Genomic DNA, 22,527 nt, shown 5'->3' with positions numbered 1-22,527 from the left:
TCGTTCGGGGGTGTGGGAGGGGTGTCCGGGTGTGCGGGGCCGTAGAGGACGGAATCAGCCGATGAGGCGCGTGATCTGCTCGCCGGCGGTCTTCATCGCGTCCTTCGGCGACGACGCGCCGATGAGCACGGCCTGCACCTGCTCGGCGACGGCGTTCTCCATCTGCGCGTACTGCGGGAACTGCCAGAGCGCGCTCGCCTTGGCGTCCTTCGTCACGAGCTCGGTGAACGAGTTCACGAACGGGTTCGCCTGCACGGCCGACGCCGCGAGCGCCTCCTCGGTCGTCGGCGGGAGGCCGAGCGCCGAGAAGTAGCTGATCTCCTGGGCGGGGTCGCTCGTGAGCCACTGCGCGAAGTCCGACGCGGTGCCGGCGCCCTTGCCGTCGACGACGACGACGAGGTGGCCCCACAGGAGCTCCTGCGGGGTGTCGCCCTTCTTCAGGACCGGGCGTGCGATGGGCGCCATCTTCGAGCCGAGTTCGGGGTCGGACGAGTTCTTCAAGACGCCGGCACGGCCCGCGGGGGCGTCGTCGTAGATCGCCGTCTTGCCCTGGCTGAAGAGCGTGCGCGCGGCGCCGCGGTCGACGTCGGCCGTGATGAGGCCCTGGTCGTAGAGCTTCTTGTACCACGTGACGGCGTCGACCGAGGCGGCGTCGCCGATCGTGCACTTGCCGTCTTCGACGATGGGCGAGCCGAACGTCTGCGCCCACACGATGAAGTCCTTGAGCTGGGCGGTCTTCGTCGACGCGGCGTAGGGGATCACGCCGAGGCCCTTGAGCGCCTTCAGCGCGTCCTCGTACTCGTCGATCGTCGCGGGGGTGTTCGAGACGCCGGCCTTCTCGAACAGCTCGGTGTTCGTGATGAGGCCGATGGCCGCGATCGTCCACGGCAGACCGTACTGGACGCCGTCGAACTGACCGGCGTTCAGGGCGGCCGGCGTGTACCCGCGACCCTTCGCGTACGAGCCGAGGTCGGTGAGCTTGCCGAGCGCGGCGAGGCTCGCGAGCCACGCGACGTCCAACTGGGCCGCGCCCGAGAACTGGCCGCCGCGGACCTGCAGCGTGAGCTGGCCGAGGTAGTCGTTGAACGGGTAGCTCGGGGTGTCGATCGTGATGCCGTCCTTCTTCGCGAACGACGAGATCGTGGGTCCGAGGGCGGCCTTCGTGGCATCCTCAGACATGCCCCACGACGCGAACGAGAAATCGGTGGGGCCTGCGGGGGTCTTGGAGGGGGCGGCTGCGCCGCCGCCCCCGGCGACGGGGGCGCATCCTGCGGCGACGCCCGCGATGGCGGCTGCGCCGAGGCCGATGGCGCTGAAGCGGAGCAGGTCGCGCCGACTGAGCTGTGCGGACATGGTGGTTCTCCTCTGGTGATACTCGGTTGGGGTGGTGGTGCTGGGTGTGGGTGGTGCTGCGGATGAGGGTGATCAGCCCTTGACCGCGCCGGCGGTGATGCCGCCGACGAGGAAGCGCTGGAGGGCGATGAAGGCGATGCAGACGGGGATCGAGGTGATGAGCGACGCCGCCATGAGCTCGGGCCACGCGGTGGATGCCTCGCCGATGTAGGTGTTCACGAGCCCGGGCGGCAGGGTCTGCTTCTCGGGGCCGGCGAGGGTGAGTGCGAAGATGAAGTCGTTCCATCCGCGCACGAAGGCGAAGAGGCCCGCCGCGACGAGGCCCGGAGCCGCGAGCGGCAGGATGACCGAGTGCAGCGTGCGCCAGTGTCCGGCGCCGTCGATCTTCGCGGCCTCGATGAGCTCGTCGGGCAGGGCGTCGAAGAAGCCCTTGAGCATCCAGACGCAGAGCGGCAGCGTGAACGTCGTGAACGAGATGACGAGCGCCTGGTACGTGTTCAGCAGGCCGAACTGCGCGAAGACGACGTAGAGCGTCACGAGCAGGAGCGCCTGCGGGAACATCTGGCTCGAGAGGACGAAGTACATGAGCGAGGCGCGGCCGCGGAAGCGGAACTTCGAGAACGCGTACCCCATGTACATCGAGACGACGACCGACAGCACGGCCGTGATCGCCGAGACCCAGATGCTGTTCCCGAGGAAGCCGAGGATCGCCGGGTTCGCGAGCACGTCGGCGTAGTGCTCGAAGGTGATCGTCGTCGGGAAGAGCCGCGGCGGGAACGCGAACACGTCGGCGTTCGGCGTGAGCGAGGTGACGACGAGCCAGTAGACGGGGAGGAACGCGAACGCCCCGACGACGAGGAGCGTGAGCCAGATCGCCCAGCGCGGTCGCCCGCGTCGACGGTCGGAGCGACGGGGGTCGGCCGCGACGGCGGCGCGCGTCGGCGTGGGGTCGACCGTCGTGGGATCGATCGACGCGGACTTGGCGGTGAGGATGCCGGTCATGCGTTCTGCTTCTCTCCGCGCTCCGAGAAGCGCACGTAGACGACGACGAGGATCATGAGCAGCGCCATCCAGAGCAGGCCGAGCGCGCCGGCGTGCCCGAGGTCGAAGCCCTTGAAGGCGGTGTCGTACACCTCGGTGGCGAACGTCGCGGTCGTGCCGGCGGGGCCGCCGCCCGTGAGCACGAAGATCGTGTCGAAGTGCTGGAAGTTCCAGATGAACTCGAGGAGGAGCACGAGGCCCGCGACGCCGCGGACGTGCGGCCACGTCACGGTGAGGAAGCGCCGGACGGCGCCCGCGCCGTCGACCATCGCCGCCTCGTGGAGTTCCTTGGGCACGGTCTGGAGGCCCGCGAGGAGCATGACCATGATCCAGGGGAACGAGTTCCAGGTCTTCGCGATGATGAGGGCGCCGCGCGCGGTGTCGGTCTGGAAGAGCCACGGGACGGGGGAGTCGAGGACGCCCGACTGCAGGAGGAGTCCGTTCAGGACGCCGTAGTTCGCGTCGAAGATCCACATCCAGAGGAACGAGACGACGACACCGGGCAGGAGCCACGGGATGAGGAAGACGCCGCGGAGCAGGCGTGAGCCCCGGAAGCGCTCGTTGAGCACGAGTGCGAGCGCGAACCCGATGAGGAAGGGGAACAGGGTCGCCCCGACCGTGAAGATGAGCGTCTGCAGGAGGAGTTCGCCGAAGCCGTCGGCGAGGACGTCGGCGATGTTCTGGAATCCCGCCCACTCGACGCCCGGGAAGACCAGGCTTTCGGTGAAGAACGCCGAGGCGAGGGAGCGCAGGAGCGGGTAGAGCACGACGCAGACGAGCAGCGCGAGGCCGGGGAGGAGGAGCAGGGTGATGAAGCCGAGCTCTGAGAGGCGGCCGCTCTTCGGCGGGGCTGTGGTGAGTTGCATCGCGGGGCGGGTCCTTCTCGGTCAGCATGTCGCGAACGTGGGTTCGGTCGATGCGATCTGCATTGATCATCCGTTTCCGGAAAGTGGTGTGCACCTGGTGCATGACTATCGCACATATCGCATGTTACGCTCAACCCGCAGTTCATATCGATGCCGAACGCGCATCGAAAGAGAGATCGCCCGGCAGAGCCGCCGGCCTGCCGGGCGGGAACGGAGTCCTCGTGTTCGCGAACCTGAACGGATGGCACGCGCTCATCGTCGTCGCGGTCATCCTGCTGCTCTTCGGGGCGCCCAAGATCCCCGCGCTCGCGCGGAGCCTCGGCCAGTCGGTGCGCATCCTCCGCACCGAGGTGCGCGACGAGTCGCCGGTGCCCGACGCATCCGTCGAGGGCGCGTCGGAGCGAACCTCCGCGTAGCCTTCGAGCCGCCTGCGGATCGACCGACACCTTCGTCATAAAGAGAAATTCTCTTCTATTTTGAAGAGATGGAACGCCGATATGAAGAACTCGTCGACGCCGACGCACGCGACGGCGTACATGACGGCGTACACGACGGCGTGCGCTCGGCCGTCGTGCTCGTCGAACCCCGGCGCCACTGCGAGCGGGTGCGCGTGCCCGACTGGGCCACGATCGTGCGGCTGCAGCTCGTGGGCGCGGGCTCGTTCGGCGGCGCAGCCGGCGACATCGTCGAAGGCGTCATGGCCGTCCGCGGCGGCACGAGTCTGCGGGTCACCCTCGGGGAACGCGGCGACGCCGACCGGCCCGACGGGGAGCCCACGGCGGTCATGCGCGACGGGCTCGCGGTCGTCGCGGCGGCCGGGGGCGCCGACGGCGGCTCGCGCGCGCGTTCGCGTCCGGGTCCGCTGTGGGACGTGCACCGTTCGCTCGCCGAGCGGCCCGGCGACGGCGGGGCTCGGCTCGAGTTCGTCGGCCCGGAGGGCGGGGTCGGCCTCGGCGTCGGCCCGGGAGTCGGTGGCCTCGGGATCTGAGCCGCCCGCTCTTTGCACATTCGTCGCACATTCCGCATGCCCCGATCCGTCTGGGCAAGATTGGGCCCTAGGATGATCGCTATGCCGTCCGAGCGTGGAAACAACCAGAGTGTCGAGAAGGCCGTCGCCGTCCTCAACGTGTTCGCCGGCGGCCAGCCGCAGCGCGTGTCCGACGTCGCGAAGGCGACCCAGCTCGGCCAGTCGACCGCCTCGCGCCTGCTGAGCACGCTCGAGTCGGTCGCACTCGTCGAGCGCGACCCCGTGACGGGGCTCTACCGCCTCGGCCCCGACGTCATCGCGCTCGGCAGCGTCGCGCTCAACCAGAACTCGCTCTACCGCGGCGCTCGCCAGACGCTGCAGAACTTCTCGGCCGACTTCGGTCTCGGGGCCAACGTCGCCGTCCGCCGCGACGACAGCGTGATGTACCTCGTCAACTTCGACGGCGTCAACGCCCCGCGAGACCACACGATCGCCGGTCGCCGCGACCCGCTGCACGCCACGAGCATGGGCAAGTGCCTCCTGCTCGGGGTCGCCGTCGCCGAGCGCGCCGAACTCCTCGGCGAGCTCATCGCCTACACGGCCCGCACGATCACCGACCTCGACCGGCTGAACGCCGAGGTCGCCGAGGTCGGGCGGCGCGGCTACGCCGTCGACGTCGACGAGTTCGCCCTCGGGCGCGCGAGCGTCGCGACGCCCGTCCGCGACCCCTCGGGCACGGTCGTCGGCGCGATCTCGCTTTCAGGCCCCGCGAGCGCCGTGCGCCTCGACGAGCGCGAGACGGTGCTCGCCGCCGCGCTCATCGAAGCGGCCGACCGCATCGGCTCGAGCCTCGGGTACGTCGCCGCGATCGCCTGAGCCGCGCTAGACCGGCACCGCGAGGCGCGCGAGGATCTGCGCTTCGCGTGCCTCGTCGCGTGCCGCCCGCGCGAGGTCGAGTGCATCGCGCAGGAGCGCGCGGCGCGCCGCGTCGTCGGGGGCGTCGCGATCGGCCCGGAGCAGCAGGGTGCGGATGCCGCAGCGCATGTCGCCGAACCGGGTGAACTCGTGCCCGAGCTCGTCGAGCGTGAGCGCGGCGTCGTCGCGTCCGAGGAGCTGCTGCACCATCGCGGCGTGCGCGAGCTCGTGCTCGTTGTGCGCCGCTCGCGCGTAGTCGACGCACTCGGCGGCGAGTTCGATCGCCCGGTCGAGGTCGAGTCCCGCCTCGGCGGCCGTGAGCGCCATCATGTAGCGGGCGTTGTTGACGTGCATGGCGTCGCCCGCGCGCCCGTAGTCGTGCATCGCGGCCGCGAAGTCGGCCATCGCGCGCTCGGGATGGCTGCGGCGGAGCGCGACGCCGCGCATCTGGCGCACGGCGCCGAGCTGCCAGCGGTCGCCGAGCCGTTCGGCGAGGACTTCGGCGTCGGCGAGGCGTTCGAGCGCCGCCTCCTCGTGGTCGCGGTAGGCCTCTGCCATGCCGGCGAGGTGGAGCGCCGCGAGCCGCGACGGGTCGTCGACGGCGATCGCGAGCGCCCGGTCGGCGAGGGCGGCGACGGCGTCCATGTCGAGGAAGGTGAGCGCCGTGCCGAGGGCGAGGAGCTGCTGCGGCGTCGCGTCGTCGATGATGTCGGGTTCGCGCGCGACGGCCGCGAGCGAGCGGACGCTGTCGACGTCGGAGCCGTACTGCTCGACGCCGATGCCGAGCGAGGTCGCGAGGGAGAGCACGAGCGGATGCCTCGTGGCCGTCGCCCATCGCACCGCCGCGTTGACCTCGGGGCACAGGATCTCCGAGGCGTGCATGGCCTGCAGACTGTCGTCGAGCCGCGCGCGGCCGGCGAACGGCACGACGATCCCGTCGATGAAGGTCGCGTGGCGTTCGAGCACGTCGCGCACGACGTCCTCGTCGGTGCGGGCCCGCACGACGTCGCGCACGACCGCGAGCAGCCGGAACCGACTCGGCTCGGTGCCCGCGACGGGCACGATGAGGGAGCGGTCGAGGAGGCGCAGCACGATGCCCTCGGCACCCGGCCGGGTGACGGCGCATGCGAGGTCCATGTCGAAGGTGCGCGGGAGGGCGGCGAGCCGCCGCAGGACATCCTGCTCGTCGGTGCTCAAGAGGTCCCAGCTCCACTCGAACGCGGTCTCGACCGTGCGGTGCCGGCCCTCGGGGTCGCCCGGTCGAGGGTCGCGAAGTCGCGGTCGAGCCGGTCGGCGAGTTCGGCGAGCGTGAGGTGTCGGGCGACGGATGCCGCGAGCTCGATCGCGAGCGGCAGCCCGTCGAGCCGGTCGCAGATGTGGGCGGCATGGGCGCGGTCGGTCGCCGTGCGTGCAGGTGAGAAGCCGCCCGCGGACAGCCGGTCGAAGAACATCGCGACGGCGGGCGCGTCGTCGCCGACCGTCCCGAGGGGTGAGAGGGCGAGGACGTGCTCGGCGGGGTCGCCGACGGGCGTGCGCGACGTCGTCAGGACGCGGAGGTCCGGGGCGGCGGTCGCGGCGCGCGCGACGAGGGCGCCGACGGCGGCGCCGACCCGGTCGATGTTGTCGAGCACGAGCAGGTAGGGGTGTGCGGCGAGCGACATCGCGACGGCCGCGGCCGCGTCTGTGCCTGGTGCGGACTCGAGGTCGAGGGCGCGCGAGATGCGCGCGACGACGTCACCCGGCTCGGCGTGCTCGAGCTCGACGGCGACGGGGATGCGCTCGCCCGCGCGGGCGAACTCGAGTGCGAGCCGCGTCTTGCCGACGCCTCCCGGTCCGGTCACCGTCACCCAATGCCGGGCGTCGACGGCGTCGCCGAGCGCGCGCAGGTCGGCGGCGCGACCGACGAACGCGTTCTCGGGCACGCGCACCGACGACTCGTGGCGTTCGGCGCCCGCGGCGATGAGGTCGGCGCGGGTCTCGGCGTCGAGCTTCCGGCGGAGCGCGGCGATATGGCTCTCGACCGTGCGCACCGAGATGAACAACTCCCGGGCGATCTCGGGGTTGGTCAGGCGCCGCTCGACGGCGGCGAGGACCGCGCGTTCGCGTGGTGTCAGCGAGGTGTCCGACACGCTGCAGAGTCTAGGGCCGACGCGGTCGGGCGGCACCAGGGTCAGAGCGCCGGGCGCGTGCCTCGCAGGAGTCTCCTGACGGCCGCCCAGCGGGCGGCGCGTGAGACGCGAACCGGATGTCCCGGGGTCGGCGCCTGCCGCGAGGCATCCGCCTGCCGGTCGAACGCCTCGCGCTCGAGGGCGAGCCTGCGCCGTTCGACGTTCTGCGCGAAGCGCACTTCGTCGGCGTCGCGGAGGAGCAGGATTTCGTAGGTTCCCGAGAGTGACATGGTCGTGGTTCCCATCGGTCGTCGTCACCGCTTCGTCGCGGTCACGAGCAGGTATTGCCAGTGCATGGCGCGGCCGTCGTCGCCGAGCGCCTCGTCGCCGAGATCGGCGAGGGCGTCGTCGAGTTCTGCGACGGCCGCCGGGTCGTCGGCGATCCGTGTGTAGACGGCGATCGTCGGCCCGTAGTGCGTCTTGAAGTAGTCGCGGAACTCCGCCCCCGACCCGAACCGGTCGATCGCAATCGTCTCTCGGACGGCGACGACATCGTCGACCGCGTCGCCGAGAAGGCCCCGCACGTGCGACTCGTCGCCCCACAGGGGCGCGGGCTGCGCGCCCTCGGGAAGCGGCGGCGCGTACGGCTTCATCGTGCGGAACATCCGCCCGATGAACCCCTCGGGCGTCCAGCTCAAGACGCCGAACCGACCGCCCGGGCGCACGACGCGCACGAGCTCCGCCGCCGACCGCTCGTGGTGCGGCGCGAACATCATGCCGACGCACGAGACCGCGGCGTCGAACGCGGCGTCCTCGAACGGCAGGTCCTCGGCGTCGGCCTCGCGCCACTCGAGTCGGGCTCCCGCCTCGCCTGCGCGCGCACGCCCCGCTGCGAACAGTTCGGGCGCGAGGTCGCTCGCGACGACGTCCGCGCCGCGGAGCGCCGCTGGGATCGCGGCATTGCCGCTGCCCGCGGCGACGTCGAGCACGCGGTCGCCCGCCTGCACTCCCGTCGCCTCGACGAGACGCGACCCGAGCGACCAGATGAGGTCGCTCGCGAGCGTCGGGTAGTCGCCCGACGCCCACATGCTGCGGTGGCGGGCCTTCAGTTCGCGATCCGCATCGGTGCGCGTGATCGTCGTGGTTGCGGTCATCTCGATCTCCTTCGTCCGTGTACTCGATGACGAAGATCAGCGTGCTCCTGCCGCCGAGCGTGCACATCCGTGCGCAGCACGGAGATCCGCACCGAGGGATCCGCACCGAGGCATCCGCACCGAGGCATCGACGCGCGCGCGTGCGAATGGCAGGATGACCCTCGAAACGGGGAGGGTGACGATGGACGATCTGCGTGGCACCGCGACCGAACGGCTGACCCAGCTTTCCGGCGGGTTCGCCGACGAGGCAGACGCCGACTGGCTGGCCCGCCAGCTCACCGACGCGCTGCAGGCGTGGCAGGACGACGAGGACAAGCTCCACGTGCTCCAGGAGAAGCACGTGGACTACTGAGCGCGGCGCGCTCGAACGCTACTCGGCGGGCGACGGCACGCTGTCGGCGTGCCGGTGCACGACGCGCCAGCCGTCGGCGTCGCGCCGGTACACCTGCGTCGACCGCAGCGTGAACGTGCGCGGCTTGCCGTCGACCGACGTCGACACGCGCTCGTACCCGACCGTGTAGGCGAGGTCGCCGACGACGTCGAGCGAGATGAGGTCGAGGCCGTACTCGGTACAGTCCGAGAAACTCTGCGCGAGATCGACGAACGCCTCGATGAGGTCCTCGCGGCCGACGGCGTTCCGCCACGCTCCGAGGACGCTCACGGGCTCCGATCGCGCCCACGTGTTGCGGCGCGGCCCGTCGTCGCCGTTGAAGAGGGCCCGCTCGCCTTCGGTGTATTCGCCGTTCAACCAGTCCAAGAACTCCGCACGGTCGCTCATGGACTCAGAATGCCGCGAGAGCGGGCCGAGCACAATGATTGCTACCATCCGTCGATGCCGGAACCAGCCGTGATCCTCGTCGTCGACGTCGCGAACGTCGTCGGATCTCGTCCCGACGGGTGGTGGCGCGACCGGGCCGGCGCTGCCGAACGGCTGCTCGCACGGCTCGCATCCTTCGTCGGGCGGACGGTCGCCGGGCCCGATGGCGAGGACGTGGAGATCGCGCGGATCGTCGCCGTCGTCGAAGGGCAGGCGAAGCGGGCGGATGCTCCGGACGGCGTCGATCCCGATCGGTTCGAGGTCGTCCGCGCGGCCGCAGACGGAGACACGGCGATCGTCGAGCGGGTGCGCGCCGAGACATCCGGATCGCCCGAGACATCCGGATCGCCCGAGAGATCCGGTGCCGATCTGCTCGTCGTGACCGCCGACCGCGGCCTTCGCGCCCGGCTCCCGAGCGACGTGCGCGTCGCCGGGCCGGGGTGGCTCAACGACCTGCTCGGGCGCTGACCGCGCTCAGATGACCGCGTCGATGCCCTCGGGCACCGGCAGCAGATGGTCTTGGTGGTAGTGCGCGTCGACGAGGATCGGCAGGTGGTCGCTCGACCCGCGCGGGAGCGTGCGCACGCTCCGCATGTCGAGGCCGGCGCTCGTGGCGAGGTCGAAGTGCCCGCGGAAGAACTTGTACCGCGTGTAGGTGCGGCTGTCGCTGAGGGTCAGCTCATAGCCCGCGGCCTGGACCTTCTCGGCGAGGTTCGTCTTGAACACGGGGTAGTTGTAGTCGCCGACCATGAGGGTCGGAAGGCCCGGTCCGAGGAACTGCAGCTCGCCGAGCGCCGACCTGATCTGGTGGCGGCGGAGCGAGTTGAGCGCCGTGAGCGGGGCCGCGTGGAAGGACGCGACGATGAACTCGCGCCGGTCGTGCTGGAGGTCGATGAGGCGCGCGCCGAGGAGGCGCTCGTGCGCGGGGCGCAGCACGCGATCGTGGAGCGACTTCTTGAGCGCGAACGCCTTGATGTCACGAGGCTCGTACCGGTCGGCGCGGTAGTACATCGCGAGGCCGAGGCGATTGCCGGTCGTCGAGTGCGCGAGCTGCAGCCGGCCGACGTGCTCGGCGAGGTCGGTCGTGTCGCACTCCTGCAGGCACAGCACGTCGGGCTCGTGGCGCTCGTCGAGCGCCGCGAGCTCACTGATCGCGCGGTGTTTGCGGAGGTTGTAGCTGATCACCAGCATGCCTCCCAGCGTAGGGCGACGAGCGGCGCCCGGGGCCCGCTCCGGGTGAACTCCAGGCGACTCGATAGCGGCGCCACAGGGTGCGGAAGTGTTCGTTCTATTCGCAACAGGTCGAAATCGGATGCCTCGTGCGCCGCGGAATTCCGCGGAACACGGAGCGCGTGCCCCGTATTGGGGCCAGGTCTGGAACCGGTCCCGGCGTTCTCGGGGCCCGCCGTCCGTCTAGGTTCATAGGAACCCGATCGATGCGGAAGCATCGAACCCCGACCGGCCTTCGCGAGCCCAGCGAAGGCCGGTCACCTCTGCCGACGGCGCGTGGATCCGCCACGCGTCGACCCCCTTCACTCAGGAGTCATGTTGAAGAAGATCGCCACCCGGTTCGCCGCCGCCGGTCTCGTGGGCGGCGTCGCCCTCGCCGGCGTCGTCGCCGCCCCCGCCAACGCCGAAGAGACCGGGTGCGAGGTCTACACGACCCTCGCCGACTGGGATCTCTCCTCGACGTCGGAAGACGGCACCGGCCACAACGAGATCGTCGAGCAGGAGGGCGACGACCTCCTTCACGTGTGGACCGACGCGACCGGTCACCGCAAGGCCGCGGGGTACTACGAGCTCACCCCGGCGATGCCGCTCGCGAACGCGACCGACTTCGCCCTCGACTGGACCGGCACGACCCCGGCACCCGGCGGACAGCTCGTCGTCGACCTCGACGGCGACGGCACCGCCGACGGCACGCTCGTGATCGAGCCCGTCTACAGCGGCAACATCTGGCTCTCGGTGCCGGCCGGCGGCACGTGGGTCTCGATCCCGGCGGCACCGCACGCGCCCGGCGGCGGCGGCTACCCCAACCAGGGCTCGTTCGCCGAGTGGACCGCAGCGTACGAGAACGCGCAGGTCCTCGCGTTCGGCTACTCGCTGGGTTCGGGCATCACGGGCGACGGCACGATCTCGTCGATCTCGGTCGACGGCTGCGCGTACACGTTCGGCGCCGATGTTCCCGTGTCGGCGGCTCCGCAGGACCAGCCCGCCGCGACCGGTGAGACCGCCGCGGTCGAGACCGAGGCCGCGAAGGACGAGCTCGCCGAGACGGGCTTCGAAGGCACGCAGGGCCTCGTCGGCCTCGCGGCGCTCGTCGCGGGCTTCGCGCTCGTCGGCGCCGGCGTCGTGCGCCGTCGTCGCGCAGCCGCGGAGTAATCCCCCCGTCACACGAGGAAGATCGCGACCGCCGCTTCGGGCGTCGCCACGCGGAAGCTGAAGCTCTCCTCGAAGTACAGGTCGACGGTCTCCGCGGTGTGGCTCGCATACCCGATCGAGAGGTCCTCGCCGACCTCGAGCACGTAGTCGCCGCCGCGCTGGCTCAGGACGACGCCGCCCTCGAGCCCGGGCACCCACTCGATCGGCCCGCCGAGCAGGTCGCGCAAGTGTCGGATGAGCGGGTAGCCGCCCGCCTCGTTCGCCTCGACGACGGCGGTCCAGTCGTCGGGGCCGAGCGCGAGCGCGTACGGCCCGCCGATGCCCGAGTGCTTGAGGGTCGCGATCGCGGACGCCACGAGGTCGTCGTAGCTCGACGTGCCCGCGTCGTGGCGGATGGGGGCGTGCGGCGACGACGGCACGATGCCGACGATGCCGAGCTCCTCCCACCCGGCGAACACGGCGGCGTTCTCGACGGCGGCGATCGCGTGCGCGGCGTCGTCGAGGGGGCCGAGGTCGACGTCGGCGGCGCCGCGGCTCGCGTCGACGAGCTCTTCGCGCACGAGCGTGAAGTCGGCCCGCACCTCCGCGAGCGGCAGCACCCTGCGGGCGCGGGCGATGACCCGGTCGGCGGGCGCCGAGACGACGGGGCCCACGCGGCCGAGGTTCGTCGCCGAATGCTCCCACCCCTTCGGCCCGACGAAGTCGACGAGCTTGCGGGCGCCCAGGGCGACGGGCAGGCGGTCCTTCGCCTCGTCGTCGAGGAGGTCCCAGGCGTCGCTCGTGATGGGCGCGAGGCGGCGCAGCAGGTGGTCGGTCATGGTTGCGGTTCCTTCCGTGGCGCGCGGTCGCGCAGCGACCCGATTCCGAGGGATGCGCCGACGGCAGGCGCGTCGGGCGAGACATCCGGATGCTCCGTGGCGGCGACGACTTCGTCGTCGCCGAGTGCCTGCAGGACGGGATTGCTCGGCACGAAGAACGTCGTGCCCGTGACGGCGTGCGAGACGTCGAGGATGCGGTCGTAGTAGCCGGGCGGGTCGCCCACGAACATGCGTTTGATCATGAGCTGGATGACCCAGAGCCGACGTGAGTAGCCGATGAAGTAGGTGCCGAACTCGCCCTGTCCGGGCCTGCCGAACGGCATGTTGTCGCGCAGGATGTCGAACTCGGTGCCGTCGGCGTCGGTGATCGTCGCGAGCGTCTTGTGGGCGAACTGCGGGCCCGGCCCGTCGTCGAGCTCGACGTTGTCGGCTTTCGTGCGGCCGATGACGGCCTCCTGCTCCTCGGTCGTGAGCTTCGCCCACGCATCGAGGTCGTGGAGGTACTTCTGCACGACGACGTAGCTGCCGCCCGCGAAGTCGGGGTCCTCGTCGCCGATGAGGGATGCTTCGGGCAGGTCGGCACCGATGGGGTTCGCCGTGCCGTCGACGAAGCCCAGGAGGTCGCGCGCGTCGAAGTAGCGGAACCCGTGCGTCTCGTCGACGACCGCGACGGCGTCGCCGAGCGAGTCGAGCAGGAGGCGTTCGAACTCGAAGCACAGGTCCTGCCGTTCGGCGCGGATGTGGAAGAGCAGATCGCCGGGCGTCGAGGGCGCAGTGTGGACGTCGCCCCGGACGGGCGGGAACGCGTGCAGCTCGATCGGCCGACGCCCGGGCGAGAGGCGGTCCCACAGCGCGCGCCCGATGCCGACGACGCACGACAGCTTGCCGCCGAGGTCTCGGAACCCGACCGTCTTCACGAGGTCGTCGATGCCCGACACGACGTCGCGCACGGTGTCGAGTGCGTCGTCACCGGCCCTCGCGGTCACCACGAGGAAGATCGCGAACCGCGAAAGCGGCGCGTCGACCTGCTGTGCGTCGATCGGTACCCGGTCGCCCTGAGACATCCTCAACCCCCGATCACACGATAGTGGTGTCGGGCAGCGCTCCGGCGAGTTGGTGCCGCGACGAGACGGCGAGCTTCGCGAACACCTTGTGCAAGTGGTACTCGACCGTGCGCGTCGAAAGGAACAGCCGACCCGCGATCTCGGGGTTCGAGAGCCCGCCGCTCGCGAGCCGGGCGATCTGCTCCTCCTGCGGCGTGAGCGTCGGCCCGCCGCGCTCGCTCGCCCGGTCGCGCGCGTGCTGCACCCGGGCCGACGCGCCGGCCGCCCGCAACTCGCGCTCCGCGCGCGCCGCGAACCCGTCCGCACCCGCCTCGGCGAACGCGTCGAACGCCGCCCCGAGCTCGTCCCGCGCTTCGCGCGTCCGGTGCTCGCGCCGCAGCCACTCGCCGAACACGAGCCGGGCGCGGGCGAGGTCGATGCGCATGCACGTGCGGGAGAGCCGGGCGATCGCCTCGCGGTGCGCCGACTCGGCGGCGACGCCCTCGACGACGAAGGCGCGCGAGCGCGCGGCGACGCCGAGCCCCCAATCGGTGCCTGCCGCTGCGGCGAGCACGGCGAGTCTCGCCTCGGCGTCGCGCGCGATGGCGAGCGCACCCGTGCGGGCGGCGGCCTCGACGAGTTCGGCGAGCGCCCACTCGGCGGCCGCGTCGAGGGGCTGGAGGAGGCCCGCCGCCTGCTGCGCGGGGGCGAGCGCGTCGGCGTACCGGCCGAGCCCGTTCGCGAGGAGCGCCTCGGTCCAGCGGATGAGGGCGACCGACGACCCCTCGCCGCGCTCGGACGCGCCCGCGAGGTGCGCTCCGACGAGGGCGGCCACGCGACCCGTATCGCCCTGCATCGCTGCGAGCGCGAGCGCGCCGAAGGGCACGAGCCGCGTGCCCGTCACCTCGATGAGGGCGTCGACCTCGTCGGCCGCCCGCTCGCACGCGGCGAGATCGCCCGAGAAGAGGTCGAAGAACGCCCCCTGGAGGAGCGCGAGCGGCAGTTCGCCCGTCGCGCCCGACGCGCGGACGACGTCGGCGTGATGCATCGAGAAGCGGCGGAGCCGCTCGTCGTCCCACAGCCAGATCGCGGTCACACCCGCGAACGCGTTGTCGGGCAGCCACTCGCGGCCCGCCGCGAGCTCGGCGTCGTAGCCGTCGAGGGAGGCGCGGAGGAGCGCGTCGCGGCCGGGGCCCGGCGGTTCCGCGAGCCCCTGGAGGACGAGTTCGGACGCGGTCGGAGCAGGGGGCGAAGCTCCCGTGAACAGGGCGGCGACCGCGCGCCGGGCGATCTCCTCCGGCCCGGGAGTCGACTCGGGGCCGGCGAAGAGCGCCGCCCCGAGCGCCTCGAGGTACGTCGCGCGCGCGGCGGCGCGATCGTGCGCGACGAGCGCGTCGGCGGCGTCGACGAGCGGTCCGACCGCGCTCCGGCCGCGCGCGGTGGCGAATGCGATGCGGGCGAGCAGCACGTCGGCGCGGCGCAGCGAGCGCTCGTCGAGCGGCCCCGAACGGGCGGTCGCGAGCAGTGCGGATGCCGCGTGGAAGTCGCCGCCCGCGACTTCGGCGTGTGCCGCCTCGAGCGCCCGCTGCGCCCGCGCCGTCGGGTCGACCGAGAGGTCGATCGCGAGCCGCAGGAACGCCGCCGCCGCGGCCGGGGCGCCGCGCACGAGCGAACGTGCGGCCGCAGCATCCAACGCCCCGGCGACCTGCTCGTCGGGACCCGCCGCCGCTCGCGCGGCGTGCCACGCGTGACGGTCGGGGTCGGTGGAGGCATCCGTCGCGGCCGCGAGGGCGCCGTGCACGCGCCGGAGGTCGGCGGGCGACGCGCTCCGATACACGGCCGAGCGCACGAGCGGATGCCGGAACCGCACCGTCGGACCGAGCTCGCTGAGCCCCTCGCGCGCCGACGCTGCGAGCGCACGAGGCGCGACGCCGAGTCCGAGGGCCGCCCGCCGGATCGGCACGGGATCGCCGAACGGCTCGGCCGCCGCGACGAGGAGCAGGAGCCGGGTGTCGGTCGGGAGCGCCCGCACCCGGTCGCGGAACCCCGCCTCGACGTCGCCCGCGAGCCGGTAGTCGGCCGGCAGGACGTACCCGCTCGAGAGCTCTTCGGCGCGCAGCAGCCGCGGGATCTCGAGGATCGCGAGCGGGTTCCCGCGCGTCTCGGCGAGGAGCCGCCGCCGCACCCGGGCGTCGAGCGGCGTGTGCGCGACCGAGTCGAGGAGCGCGGCCGCGTCGGTCTCCGCGAGGCCCGCGACTTCGAGCGACGGCAGCCCCTCGAGCTCGGGCGGGCGGTGCGGCGTGCGCACGGCGAAGAGCAGCCCGACGCCTTCCGCGTCGAGTCGGCGCGCGACGAACCCGAGCGCCTGCGCCGACGCGCGGTCGAGCCAGTGCGCGTCGTCGACGACGCAGACGAGCGGATGCTCCGCGGCCGCCGCCGCGAGCAGGCTCAGCACGCCGAGCCCCACGAGGAACCGGTTCGGCGGCGGCCCCGGCACGAGCCCGAACGTCGTCGCGAGCGCGTCGCGCTGGGGTTCGGGAAGGTCGTCGAGGCGGCCGAGCAGCGGCAGGCACAACTGGTGCAGTGCCGCTGAGGCGAGCTCCATCTCGGACTGCACGCCCGTCACGCGCACCACGAGGCATCCGCTCGCCGTCGCCCGCTCGGCGGTGAGATCGCACAGCGCGGACTTGCCCACGCCCGACTCCCCGCGGATGACGAGCGTGCGGCTGCGGCCGGAGCGAACCTCGGCGACCGCGCGATCGAGGAGCCTCTGCTCGTCGAGTCTGCCGAGCAGCACACGCGGAGTCTACGGCCGGGTTCCGCGCGCGAGCGCGGGGTTGCGGACGCGCGGCACTGCGGGGTGCCGGGCCCGCACTGGGGAGTCGACGCGTGGGCACGCGGATGCGCGCACGCGCCGTGCGGCGGAGGCTCGGGACATCCGCCATCGATCTCTTTCCAGGAGGCCCTCATGCCGTACGTCACCACCTCAGACGGCGTCCAGATCTTCTACGCCGACCAGGGCAGCGGGCAACCCGTGCTCTTCAGCCACGGCTGGCCGCTCAACTCCGACGCCTGGCAGGTCGAGCTCAAGGTCTTCGCAGACGCCGGCTACCGGGCGATCGCCCACGACCGCCGCGGCCACGGCCGCTCGTCGCAGTCGTACCTCGGCAACGACATGGACCACTACCCGGCCGACCTCGCCGCCGTCGTGAACGCCCTCGACCTCCACGATCTCGTCGTCGTCGGGCACTCGACGGGCGGCGGCGAAGTCGTGCGCTACGCCGCGCAGTACGGCAAGGGCCGCGTCGCCAAGGTCGTCACGGCGGGCGCCGTGCCGCCCATCATGGTCAAGAGCGAGTCGAACCCCGACGGCACGCCCATCGAGGACTTCGACCAGGCGCGCGCGGGGCTCCTGCGCGACCGCTCGCAGTTCTACCAGGACCTCGCGATCCCGTTCTTCGGCGCCAACCGCGCGGGGTCGAGCATCTCGAAGGGACTCATCGACGACTTCTGGCGGCAGAGCATGCTCGTCAACATGTCGGCCGCGTACGACTGCATCAAGGCGTACTCCGAGACCGACTTCACCGAGGATCTCAAGGCGTTGGATGTCCCGATCCTCATCGCGCAGGGCGACGACGACCAGATCGTGCCCATCGGCGACGCGGCGGAGAAGGCCATCAAGCTCGTGTCGAAGGGAACGCTCAAGGTGTACCCGGGCGCGCCGCACGGCATCCAGGGCGCCTACCAGCAGACCCTCGACGAAGACATCCTGGCGTTCATCCAGGAGTGAGGGGACTCTTACCGTGAACGCCTTCCTCGCCGACGTCCTCGACGCCCACGGCGGCGCCGAGCGCTGGGCCGGGTACCGGCAGGTCGAGGCGACGATCGTCTCGGGCGGCGGATTCTTCTCGCTCAAGGGCATCGTGCAGGATGACTCGCCGCGACGCATGACCGTCGCGCTGCACGAGGAGCATGTCGTGCTCGAGCCGTTCGGCGCGGCCGACCAGCGCAGCGTCTTCACCCCCGAGCGGATCGCCGTCGAGAAGACCGACGGCACGGTCGTCGGGCAACGGCTCGCGCCGAAGGACTCGTTCGCCGGGCATCAGATGAACACGCCGTGGGATCCGCTCCAGCGGGCGTACTTCAACGGCGAGGCGTTGTGGACGTACTTCACGACGCCGTTCCTCCTCGCGCTGCCCGGGGTCGAGGTCGAGGAGATCGACCCGATCCAGGCGGACGAAGAGACCTGGCGGGTGCTCAGGGCGCGGTTCCCCGCCTCGATCGAGACGCACAGCGCCGTGCAGGAGTTCGCCTTCGACGGCGAGGACCACCTGCTGCGCCGGCACGACTACCGGGTCAACATCGCGGGCGGGTTCCCGGCGGCCCAGCTCACGACCGACTACGTCGAGGCGGGCGGGATCAGGCTGCCGACGACGCGGCGCGCCTACGTGCGCGGACCCGATGCCGAGCCCGTCACCGAACTCGCGATGATCTGGATCAAGCTGAGCGAGATCGAGTTCAGCTGAGTCCCGTCAGGGCAGATCGACCGTGTCGGCGTAGACGATCCGGCGGGCCTTCCGCAGCGCCGCGAGCTGCAGGAGGCCCTTCTGGTCGGCCGCGTGCAGCTCGTACTCGGCGAGCCGCACCCGGTACCGCTCACCGTCGACGCGCTCGGGCATGCCGACGACGCCCGCCCACTCGACGTTCCCGTAGCGTGGCCGGAGGATGGCGATGCGCGTCCGCGCACGGACGAGGGAGAGCGTGACGACCCCGCCGACCCGCTCCCAGTCGAGGTCGCTGTCGCTGCCCGCCGGAAGTCGCTCGATCCACGCCTCCACGAACCTCGACGCCGCGACCTGGTTCGCGATGCCCGAGAGGCTCGCCGCGAACTCGGGCACCCCGACCGCGCCCGCGAGCGAGATCGTGAGCGCCGTTTCGTCGGGCGCCACGATGTAGCTCGCCTCGCGTCGCGGCAGGACTTGCACGAAGTCGGCCATCGACACCGCCGAGATCTCCTCGCCGGGGATCGAGTGCGGCTGGTACCGCGCGAGCGCGAGCTGCACGAACGGCGTGTACGCCGAGCCCGCGTCGATCTGCAGGTCGCAGTACCAGAGGCCGCGCTCGCGGTCGAAGTGCGGCTCGTGCCCGACGACCGTCACGGGGTCGGACGACGTGCCGTCGACCCCGGCCATCTCGGCGAGCGTCACCGAGTAGCCCACGGCCGTGCGCAGCGCGAACTGGTGCACATACGGCCCTGCCGGGAGCGCTTCGCCGCGGAACACGGGGTCCACGCCCCACGACGACGTGAACCGACGCCCCTCGGGCGAGGTGCGGAGCGCGAACACGTCGAGCCATTCGGCGAGGGTCGCCGCGACCGCGGCTTCACGCAACGCCGGGGAGAGGTCGATCGCGCGGGCCTCCTCGACGGCGGCGGCGGCGCCCAGCAGGAACCGCTCGACGTCGTCGCGCGGTCGGGCGCGAGCGGCGAGAATCGGCAGCTCCTCGCCGCGCGCGCTGAACGCGCGACCGGGATCGAGGACGATGCGGCCGCCTGCGCCCGTGACGCGGAGGCCTTCGACGACGCCGTACGCGGGGGCCGCCGACTCGGGGGAGGTCGCGTTCGCGGACGTCTCGGCCGCTTCGGTCAGCTTGTCGACGAGGAACGACGAAGCGGATGTCGCGGCCGCGACCTCTTCGAACGGCACGCCGAGCTCGGCGAGCACGGTCGCAGCCCACGCGTCCGCGATGCCGCGCGCCGCGAGCGACCCCGCGACGCCCCGCTCGACGTCGACGACCGACGTGAGCCACGGCTGCACGCGAAGCACGACGCCGAGGAGTTCGTCGGCGCCGCTCGAGTACCAGGGTCGACCGAGGTAGACGCGCAGGCCCCCGCCCGTGCGGACGCGGCGGACGGCGAACGGAGCGTCGACCTCGAGCCGCGACTCCTGCCACTCCCACGTCGGGATGATCGAGCGCACGTCGGGCGGGTCGGGGCGGCGGCTCGACGGGACATCCACCCGGAGCACGTCGCCGGGGTGCTCGATGAGGCTCCGGTCGTTCGTGATCTCGGGCGGGAAGTACTCGCGGAAGCGCGTCGTCGCGATCGCGCGGTAGTCGACCCAGTGGTGGTGCGTGTCGCCGAACTCGTGCCGCACGACGTGCCGCGGCCCGTAGGGGCCCGCCGGGCCCATCGCCGTGCGGCCGATGCGGGCGTGCGACTCGGTCGGGGTGACGAGGAAGTCGGCCACGTGCGTGTTCCGGGTCGCGGTCGTCGGCTCGGGGAGAGAGAGGTCGTCGACGGGGTCGGACCAGTCGGCCTCGATGTCGATGCGGCCCGTGCTCGCGGCGTGGTTGTCGAGGAAGCCCGGGAGCACCGAGAACGTGTCCTTCCGCTGCCGCTTCTGCTCGGAGTTCAGGGCGAACACGGGCTTCTCGAGGGGCTTCTCGACGGCATGCACGAGGGTGAGCTCGGCCCACGGGGTCGTCATCCAGTGCAGGCCGTCGCGCACGCGCGCGCGGGCGGCCTGGAGCCACGTCGGGCCGCCGCCCTGCGGGTGCGAGGCGATGAGCTCCCACACGCGGAGGAGGTCGACGTCGCGCTCGTCGAGGAACGACGAGACGCGCACGGTCGTGAGCGTCGCCTTCGGGAGCGGGACCGTGAGGGTGCGCCGGTCGGCGTCGAAGAAGGGCGCCCCGTCGCCTTCGATGACGCGGATGCGCACGGGCAGCCGGTCGTGCCACGCGGCCGGGTCGCCCGGCCAGCGGAGGAGGCGCGTCGCAGGGTTGCCCGTCGTGCCCCCGTCGCCCGGGAGCGTCGTGAACGAGATCCCGCGCGAGAGCACGTCGGGCAGGTACGGGAGGGGCAGCTCGGGCACGTCGTGCACGAGCACCTCGCCGTCGCGGAGCGCGTCGTCCTTCGCGAACGTGAACTCCTCGCCCGGCGGTCGAGGTGCGGGGTTCGCAAGCCGGGCACCTGGCAAGGTGAGATAGCTGCCCGCCTCTTTCGCTGCGATCGCGAACTGCGCGGCGACCTGCGCCGGATCGCCCGCGAGCGCCGCGTCGAAGACGCCGTGCGTCTCGGCGAGCTGCACGCTCGTGAGCGGCGCGGCGAGGTGCCGCTCGTTGTCTTCGCGGTAGACGATGCCGATCCGCCCCGACGGTTCGTGGCCCGCGAGCCCCGCGACGCGCGGCAGCGCGATGTACGAGTCGACGGATTCACCGAGGGTCGAGCGGATCACCATGCGCATGAGGGACTCGCCCTCGGTGTACTCGGTGAGCGGCACGACGGCGGGCGCCGGCACGGGCTCCCACCGCAGATACGGTCCGTCGAGGTCGCGTTCGTGTCGTTCGTCGAGTTGCTTCGACGGGATCGAGTGCCCCGAGAGGTCGACGGCGCGCACGCGCACGCGGTACGAACGGCCGAAGCGCAGCCGCGGCAGGGTGCCGCCCTTCACCCGGAATCGGGCGGCGAGCGGGAACCCCGTGTCGGCGACATCCGGTTCGGCATCCGCCGGTGTCGTGCCCGTCTCGGTCTGCGGGCGTCCCGGCCGCTTGACGGCGAGCGACCAGCCGTCCCACCCGGCGAGCGTCTCGTGCAGGTACTGGTCGGCCGCAGGGTCGGGCGCCTCGCTCGACGTGCTCGCGGCCTTCAGATACCCCTCGTCGGGCTTCGGCTGCACGGGCAGCGGCTCGGGGGATGCGCCCGGCGCGACGAGCTCGTACTCGCCGACGCGCTCGTGGAGGGACTGCCAGTCGCCCGTCGCCGAATCGCGGTCGTAGACATCGATGCGCCACCCGCGCGTGACATCCGTCGCGTCGAGCGTCGCCGGGCGCATGGCGACCGTGCGCTCGCGCTCGTGGTCGGCCGACTCCTCGAACTGGGCGACGAGCTCCTTCGCGCGATTCCGCCGCGCCACGATGAGGCCTGTGGAGCGGAGCGCGGGCAACGACGAGGCATCCGCGGTCATCGACGGCATGCCGAGCGCGTTCGCGGGCGAGGACGACAGCACGGCGTCGGTGCGCGCGAGCGAGTCGAGGAGTTGCGAGGTCTTGAGCGCCATGCCGTCGGGGTCGACCTGCTCGAGGAGGAAGCGCTCCACGTCGTCGAGCGCGAGGCTGCCGTCGAGGATGTCTCCGCGCTCGCGCCGCGGCGCGGGAGCCCAGAACCGGTCGGAGTAGTGGAGCAGTGTGAACGGGCGGGCCTCGTCGGGCGCGAGGAGGCGTTCGAGCGGGTCGACGTTGAGCCCCGCGACGACTCGGATCGTCGTCGTGCGCTCGGTGACCCCGGGGTCGTCGATCCAGAGGTCGATCGCGAGGCCGAGATGGCGCATGAGCTCGGGGAAGTCGGCGCAGCGGGCCGCGAAGCTGTGGAACTCGGGCTTCACCGGCGGGGGAACTGGTGCGGTCGGGTTGGCGGGGTCGTGCGGGTCGACGGCCCGGTCGTAGAATCCGACGGCCGCGGCGAGGGCCGCGCGAGGTCGCTCGGACGGTGAGACGGCGCCGATGTGGAAGTAGCGGCCGCCGCCCGAGGGGTCGCTCAGCTTGCGGTACCGGCGAAGGTAGTCGCGGAGGATCGCGCGCCGGTCGCCGCGACCCTGTTCGAGGCCGGGCGAGGAGAGCTCCTGCTGCGCGTCCTTCAGGATGCTCGTCGTGACGGGCGGGAACGCCGTCGGGAACTGCGTCGCGGCGTCCGCGTAGAGCGTCGTGATCGCGCGCACGACCTCCTCGACGGGGTAGGAGTGCACGACGGACTGCTCGAAGTGCTGGAAGCCCGCCTCGCCCACGCGGGTGCCGCCGAAGAGCGCGTGCCAGAGCGCCCGGTCGGGCTCGATCGGATCGTCGAGCGGCGAGCCCGGGAAGGTGCCGACGCCCGCGACATCCAGTTCCCACCTGGCATCGCGGAGCGTGCGCGGCCAGTCCCTGAACGCCTCGAACTCGACGAGCGCCTGCTCGTCGCCCGCGACCGCGGGCGTGAGCTTGGGCGTCACGAAGACCGTGACCCGCAGCCGCCCGTCGTCCAAGCGCCCGCCGGGGATCGCCGTGAAGATCGCCTGTTCGCCCATC

General features: G+C 72.0%; 21 protein-coding genes. 8 read left to right on the top strand and 13 right to left on the bottom strand.

Annotation, left to right across the window (positions count from 1 at the left end; genetic code table 11):
* Nucleotides 1-54 precede the first annotated feature (54 nt).
* From ET445_RS00415 to ET445_RS00405, 3 genes are all read right to left on the bottom strand, one after another.
* Complete coding sequence (locus ET445_RS00415; protein ID WP_129187831.1) at nucleotides 55-1,353, bottom strand: sugar ABC transporter substrate-binding protein; 1,299 nt, start codon at nucleotides 1,351-1,353, stop codon at nucleotides 55-57.
* Nucleotides 1,354-1,425: 72 nt separating this feature from the next.
* Nucleotides 1,426-2,355: a carbohydrate ABC transporter permease gene (locus ET445_RS00410; protein WP_129187829.1), complete on the bottom strand. Its 930-nt coding sequence runs from the start codon at nucleotides 2,353-2,355 to the stop codon at nucleotides 1,426-1,428.
* Nucleotides 2,352-3,260 carry a carbohydrate ABC transporter permease gene (locus ET445_RS00405; protein WP_129187827.1) on the bottom strand — a complete coding sequence of 303 codons (909 nt, stop codon included), beginning with the start codon at nucleotides 3,258-3,260 and terminating at the stop codon, nucleotides 2,352-2,354. The genes ET445_RS00410 and ET445_RS00405 overlap by 4 nt, the downstream gene beginning before the upstream one ends.
* 221 nt (nucleotides 3,261-3,481) lie before the next feature.
* Here ET445_RS00405 and ET445_RS00400 point away from each other — a divergent pair, with 221 nt between their 5' ends.
* From ET445_RS00400 to ET445_RS00390, 3 genes are all read left to right on the top strand, one after another.
* Nucleotides 3,482-3,676 (top strand): twin-arginine translocase TatA/TatE family subunit, encoded by a 195-nt coding sequence (locus ET445_RS00400; protein WP_129187826.1) that lies wholly within the window; start codon nucleotides 3,482-3,484, stop codon nucleotides 3,674-3,676.
* Nucleotides 3,677-3,744: 68 nt separating this feature from the next.
* Nucleotides 3,745-4,248, top strand: a complete 504-nt coding sequence (locus ET445_RS00395; protein ID WP_129187825.1) for a hypothetical protein — start codon at nucleotides 3,745-3,747, stop codon at nucleotides 4,246-4,248.
* An 81-nt stretch (nucleotides 4,249-4,329) separates the two neighbouring features.
* A complete protein-coding gene (locus ET445_RS00390; protein WP_129187824.1) occupies nucleotides 4,330-5,103 on the top strand; it encodes an IclR family transcriptional regulator in 774 nt (257 codons plus the stop codon).
* Between the two features lie 6 nt (nucleotides 5,104-5,109).
* Here ET445_RS00390 and ET445_RS00385 read toward each other — a convergent pair whose 3' ends face one another.
* Genes ET445_RS00385 through ET445_RS00375 form a run of 4 tightly spaced genes read right to left on the bottom strand, consistent with a single transcriptional unit; the run spans nucleotide 5,110 to nucleotide 8,404 of the window.
* The gene (locus tag ET445_RS00385; protein ID WP_129187823.1) at nucleotides 5,110-6,339 is read right to left on the bottom strand and encodes a hypothetical protein; all 1,230 of its coding nucleotides are present in this window, start codon (nucleotides 6,337-6,339) and stop codon (nucleotides 5,110-5,112) included.
* Nucleotides 6,336-7,271, bottom strand: a complete 936-nt coding sequence (locus ET445_RS17060; protein WP_165314246.1) for a LuxR C-terminal-related transcriptional regulator — start codon at nucleotides 7,269-7,271, stop codon at nucleotides 6,336-6,338. The genes ET445_RS00385 and ET445_RS17060 overlap by 4 nt, the downstream gene beginning before the upstream one ends.
* Nucleotides 7,272-7,312: 41 nt before the next feature.
* Nucleotides 7,313-7,540, bottom strand: a complete 228-nt coding sequence (locus ET445_RS17055) for a hypothetical protein (protein WP_165314245.1) — start codon at nucleotides 7,538-7,540, stop codon at nucleotides 7,313-7,315.
* A 24-nt stretch (nucleotides 7,541-7,564) separates the two neighbouring features.
* Complete coding sequence (locus ET445_RS00375) at nucleotides 7,565-8,404, bottom strand: class I SAM-dependent methyltransferase (RefSeq protein ID WP_129187821.1); 840 nt, start codon at nucleotides 8,402-8,404, stop codon at nucleotides 7,565-7,567.
* A gap of 181 nt (nucleotides 8,405-8,585) precedes the next feature.
* Between ET445_RS00375 and ET445_RS17050 the strand changes: the two genes are divergently transcribed.
* Nucleotides 8,586-8,756 carry a hypothetical protein gene (locus tag ET445_RS17050; protein ID WP_165314244.1) on the top strand — a complete coding sequence of 57 codons (171 nt, stop codon included), beginning with the start codon at nucleotides 8,586-8,588 and terminating at the stop codon, nucleotides 8,754-8,756.
* A gap of 18 nt (nucleotides 8,757-8,774) precedes the next feature.
* Here ET445_RS17050 and ET445_RS00370 read toward each other — a convergent pair whose 3' ends face one another.
* Entirely contained in the window at nucleotides 8,775-9,182 is a 408-nt protein-coding gene (locus ET445_RS00370) for a YybH family protein (protein ID WP_129187820.1), read from the bottom strand.
* A gap of 54 nt (nucleotides 9,183-9,236) precedes the next feature.
* Here ET445_RS00370 and ET445_RS00365 point away from each other — a divergent pair, with 54 nt between their 5' ends.
* The gene (locus ET445_RS00365; protein ID WP_165314243.1) at nucleotides 9,237-9,689 is read left to right on the top strand and encodes a hypothetical protein; all 453 of its coding nucleotides are present in this window, start codon (nucleotides 9,237-9,239) and stop codon (nucleotides 9,687-9,689) included.
* A 6-nt stretch (nucleotides 9,690-9,695) separates the two neighbouring features.
* On the opposite strand, the gene ET445_RS00360 is transcribed toward ET445_RS00365, so the two are convergent.
* Nucleotides 9,696-10,412: an endonuclease/exonuclease/phosphatase family protein gene (locus ET445_RS00360; protein ID WP_129187819.1), complete on the bottom strand. Its 717-nt coding sequence runs from the start codon at nucleotides 10,410-10,412 to the stop codon at nucleotides 9,696-9,698.
* Between the two features lie 354 nt (nucleotides 10,413-10,766).
* On the opposite strand from ET445_RS00360, the gene ET445_RS00355 reads away from it, so the two are divergent.
* A complete protein-coding gene (locus tag ET445_RS00355) occupies nucleotides 10,767-11,603 on the top strand; it encodes a hypothetical protein (RefSeq protein WP_129187818.1) in 837 nt (278 codons plus the stop codon).
* Between the two features lie 8 nt (nucleotides 11,604-11,611).
* On the opposite strand, the gene ET445_RS00350 is transcribed toward ET445_RS00355, so the two are convergent.
* The 3 genes from ET445_RS00350 to ET445_RS00340 are packed head-to-tail and all read right to left on the bottom strand — an operon-like array spanning nucleotide 11,612 to nucleotide 16,261.
* Complete coding sequence (locus tag ET445_RS00350) at nucleotides 11,612-12,421, bottom strand: family 1 encapsulin nanocompartment shell protein (RefSeq protein ID WP_129187816.1); 810 nt, start codon at nucleotides 12,419-12,421, stop codon at nucleotides 11,612-11,614.
* Complete coding sequence (locus ET445_RS00345; RefSeq protein ID WP_129187814.1) at nucleotides 12,418-13,485, bottom strand: Dyp-type peroxidase; 1,068 nt, start codon at nucleotides 13,483-13,485, stop codon at nucleotides 12,418-12,420. Before ET445_RS00345 ends, ET445_RS00350 begins: the two co-directional genes overlap by 4 nt.
* A gap of 13 nt (nucleotides 13,486-13,498) precedes the next feature.
* Complete coding sequence (locus tag ET445_RS00340; protein ID WP_208008481.1) at nucleotides 13,499-16,261, bottom strand: helix-turn-helix transcriptional regulator; 2,763 nt, start codon at nucleotides 16,259-16,261, stop codon at nucleotides 13,499-13,501.
* Between the two features lie 171 nt (nucleotides 16,262-16,432).
* Between ET445_RS00340 and ET445_RS00335 the strand changes: the two genes are divergently transcribed.
* Nucleotides 16,433-17,254: an alpha/beta fold hydrolase gene (locus ET445_RS00335; protein ID WP_129187812.1), complete on the top strand. Its 822-nt coding sequence runs from the start codon at nucleotides 16,433-16,435 to the stop codon at nucleotides 17,252-17,254.
* Nucleotides 17,255-17,267: 13 nt separating this feature from the next.
* Nucleotides 17,268-17,990 (top strand): hypothetical protein, encoded by a 723-nt coding sequence (locus ET445_RS00330; protein WP_129187810.1) that lies wholly within the window; start codon nucleotides 17,268-17,270, stop codon nucleotides 17,988-17,990.
* A 6-nt stretch (nucleotides 17,991-17,996) separates the two neighbouring features.
* Here the strand turns inward: ET445_RS00330 and ET445_RS00325 are convergent, their stop codons facing one another.
* A complete protein-coding gene (locus ET445_RS00325; RefSeq protein WP_129187808.1) occupies nucleotides 17,997-22,526 on the bottom strand; it encodes a hypothetical protein in 4,530 nt (1,509 codons plus the stop codon).
* Between the last annotated feature and the right edge of the window lies 1 nt (nucleotide 22,527).

Origin of the sequence: Agromyces protaetiae (assembly GCF_004135405.1) — a bacterium.
Classification (GTDB): domain Bacteria; phylum Actinomycetota; class Actinomycetes; order Actinomycetales; family Microbacteriaceae; genus Agromyces; species Agromyces protaetiae.
Note: the sequence above shows the minus strand (reverse complement) of the source record. Positions and strands in the feature narration are given on the sequence as shown.

Excerpts from the sequence above, each read along its gene's own strand:
- ET445_RS00405 (WP_129187827.1), bottom strand. The coding sequence starts at position 3,260 with ATGCAACTCACCACAGCCCCGCCGAAGAGCGGCCGCCTCTCAGAGCTC.
- ET445_RS00345 (WP_129187814.1), bottom strand. The coding sequence starts at position 13,485 with ATGTCTCAGGGCGACCGGGTACCGATCGACGCACAGCAGGTCGACGCG.
- ET445_RS00325 (WP_129187808.1), bottom strand. The coding sequence starts at position 22,526 with ATGGGCGAACAGGCGATCTTCACGGCGATCCCCGGCGGGCGCTTGGAC.
- ET445_RS00395 (WP_129187825.1), top strand. The coding sequence starts at position 3,745 with ATGGAACGCCGATATGAAGAACTCGTCGACGCCGACGCACGCGACGGC.
- ET445_RS00415 (WP_129187831.1), bottom strand. The coding sequence starts at position 1,353 with ATGTCCGCACAGCTCAGTCGGCGCGACCTGCTCCGCTTCAGCGCCATC.
- ET445_RS00365 (WP_165314243.1), top strand. The coding sequence starts at position 9,237 with ATGCCGGAACCAGCCGTGATCCTCGTCGTCGACGTCGCGAACGTCGTC.
- ET445_RS00355 (WP_129187818.1), top strand. The coding sequence starts at position 10,767 with ATGTTGAAGAAGATCGCCACCCGGTTCGCCGCCGCCGGTCTCGTGGGC.
- ET445_RS00370 (WP_129187820.1), bottom strand. The coding sequence starts at position 9,182 with ATGAGCGACCGTGCGGAGTTCTTGGACTGGTTGAACGGCGAATACACC.
- ET445_RS17055 (WP_165314245.1), bottom strand. The coding sequence starts at position 7,540 with ATGTCACTCTCGGGAACCTACGAAATCCTGCTCCTCCGCGACGCCGAC.
- ET445_RS17050 (WP_165314244.1), top strand. The coding sequence starts at position 8,586 with ATGGACGATCTGCGTGGCACCGCGACCGAACGGCTGACCCAGCTTTCC.
- ET445_RS00410 (WP_129187829.1), bottom strand. The coding sequence starts at position 2,355 with ATGACCGGCATCCTCACCGCCAAGTCCGCGTCGATCGATCCCACGACG.
- ET445_RS00390 (WP_129187824.1), top strand. The coding sequence starts at position 4,330 with ATGCCGTCCGAGCGTGGAAACAACCAGAGTGTCGAGAAGGCCGTCGCC.
- ET445_RS00335 (WP_129187812.1), top strand. The coding sequence starts at position 16,433 with ATGCCGTACGTCACCACCTCAGACGGCGTCCAGATCTTCTACGCCGAC.
- ET445_RS00360 (WP_129187819.1), bottom strand. The coding sequence starts at position 10,412 with ATGCTGGTGATCAGCTACAACCTCCGCAAACACCGCGCGATCAGTGAG.
- ET445_RS00350 (WP_129187816.1), bottom strand. The coding sequence starts at position 12,421 with ATGACCGACCACCTGCTGCGCCGCCTCGCGCCCATCACGAGCGACGCC.
- ET445_RS00375 (WP_129187821.1), bottom strand. The coding sequence starts at position 8,404 with ATGACCGCAACCACGACGATCACGCGCACCGATGCGGATCGCGAACTG.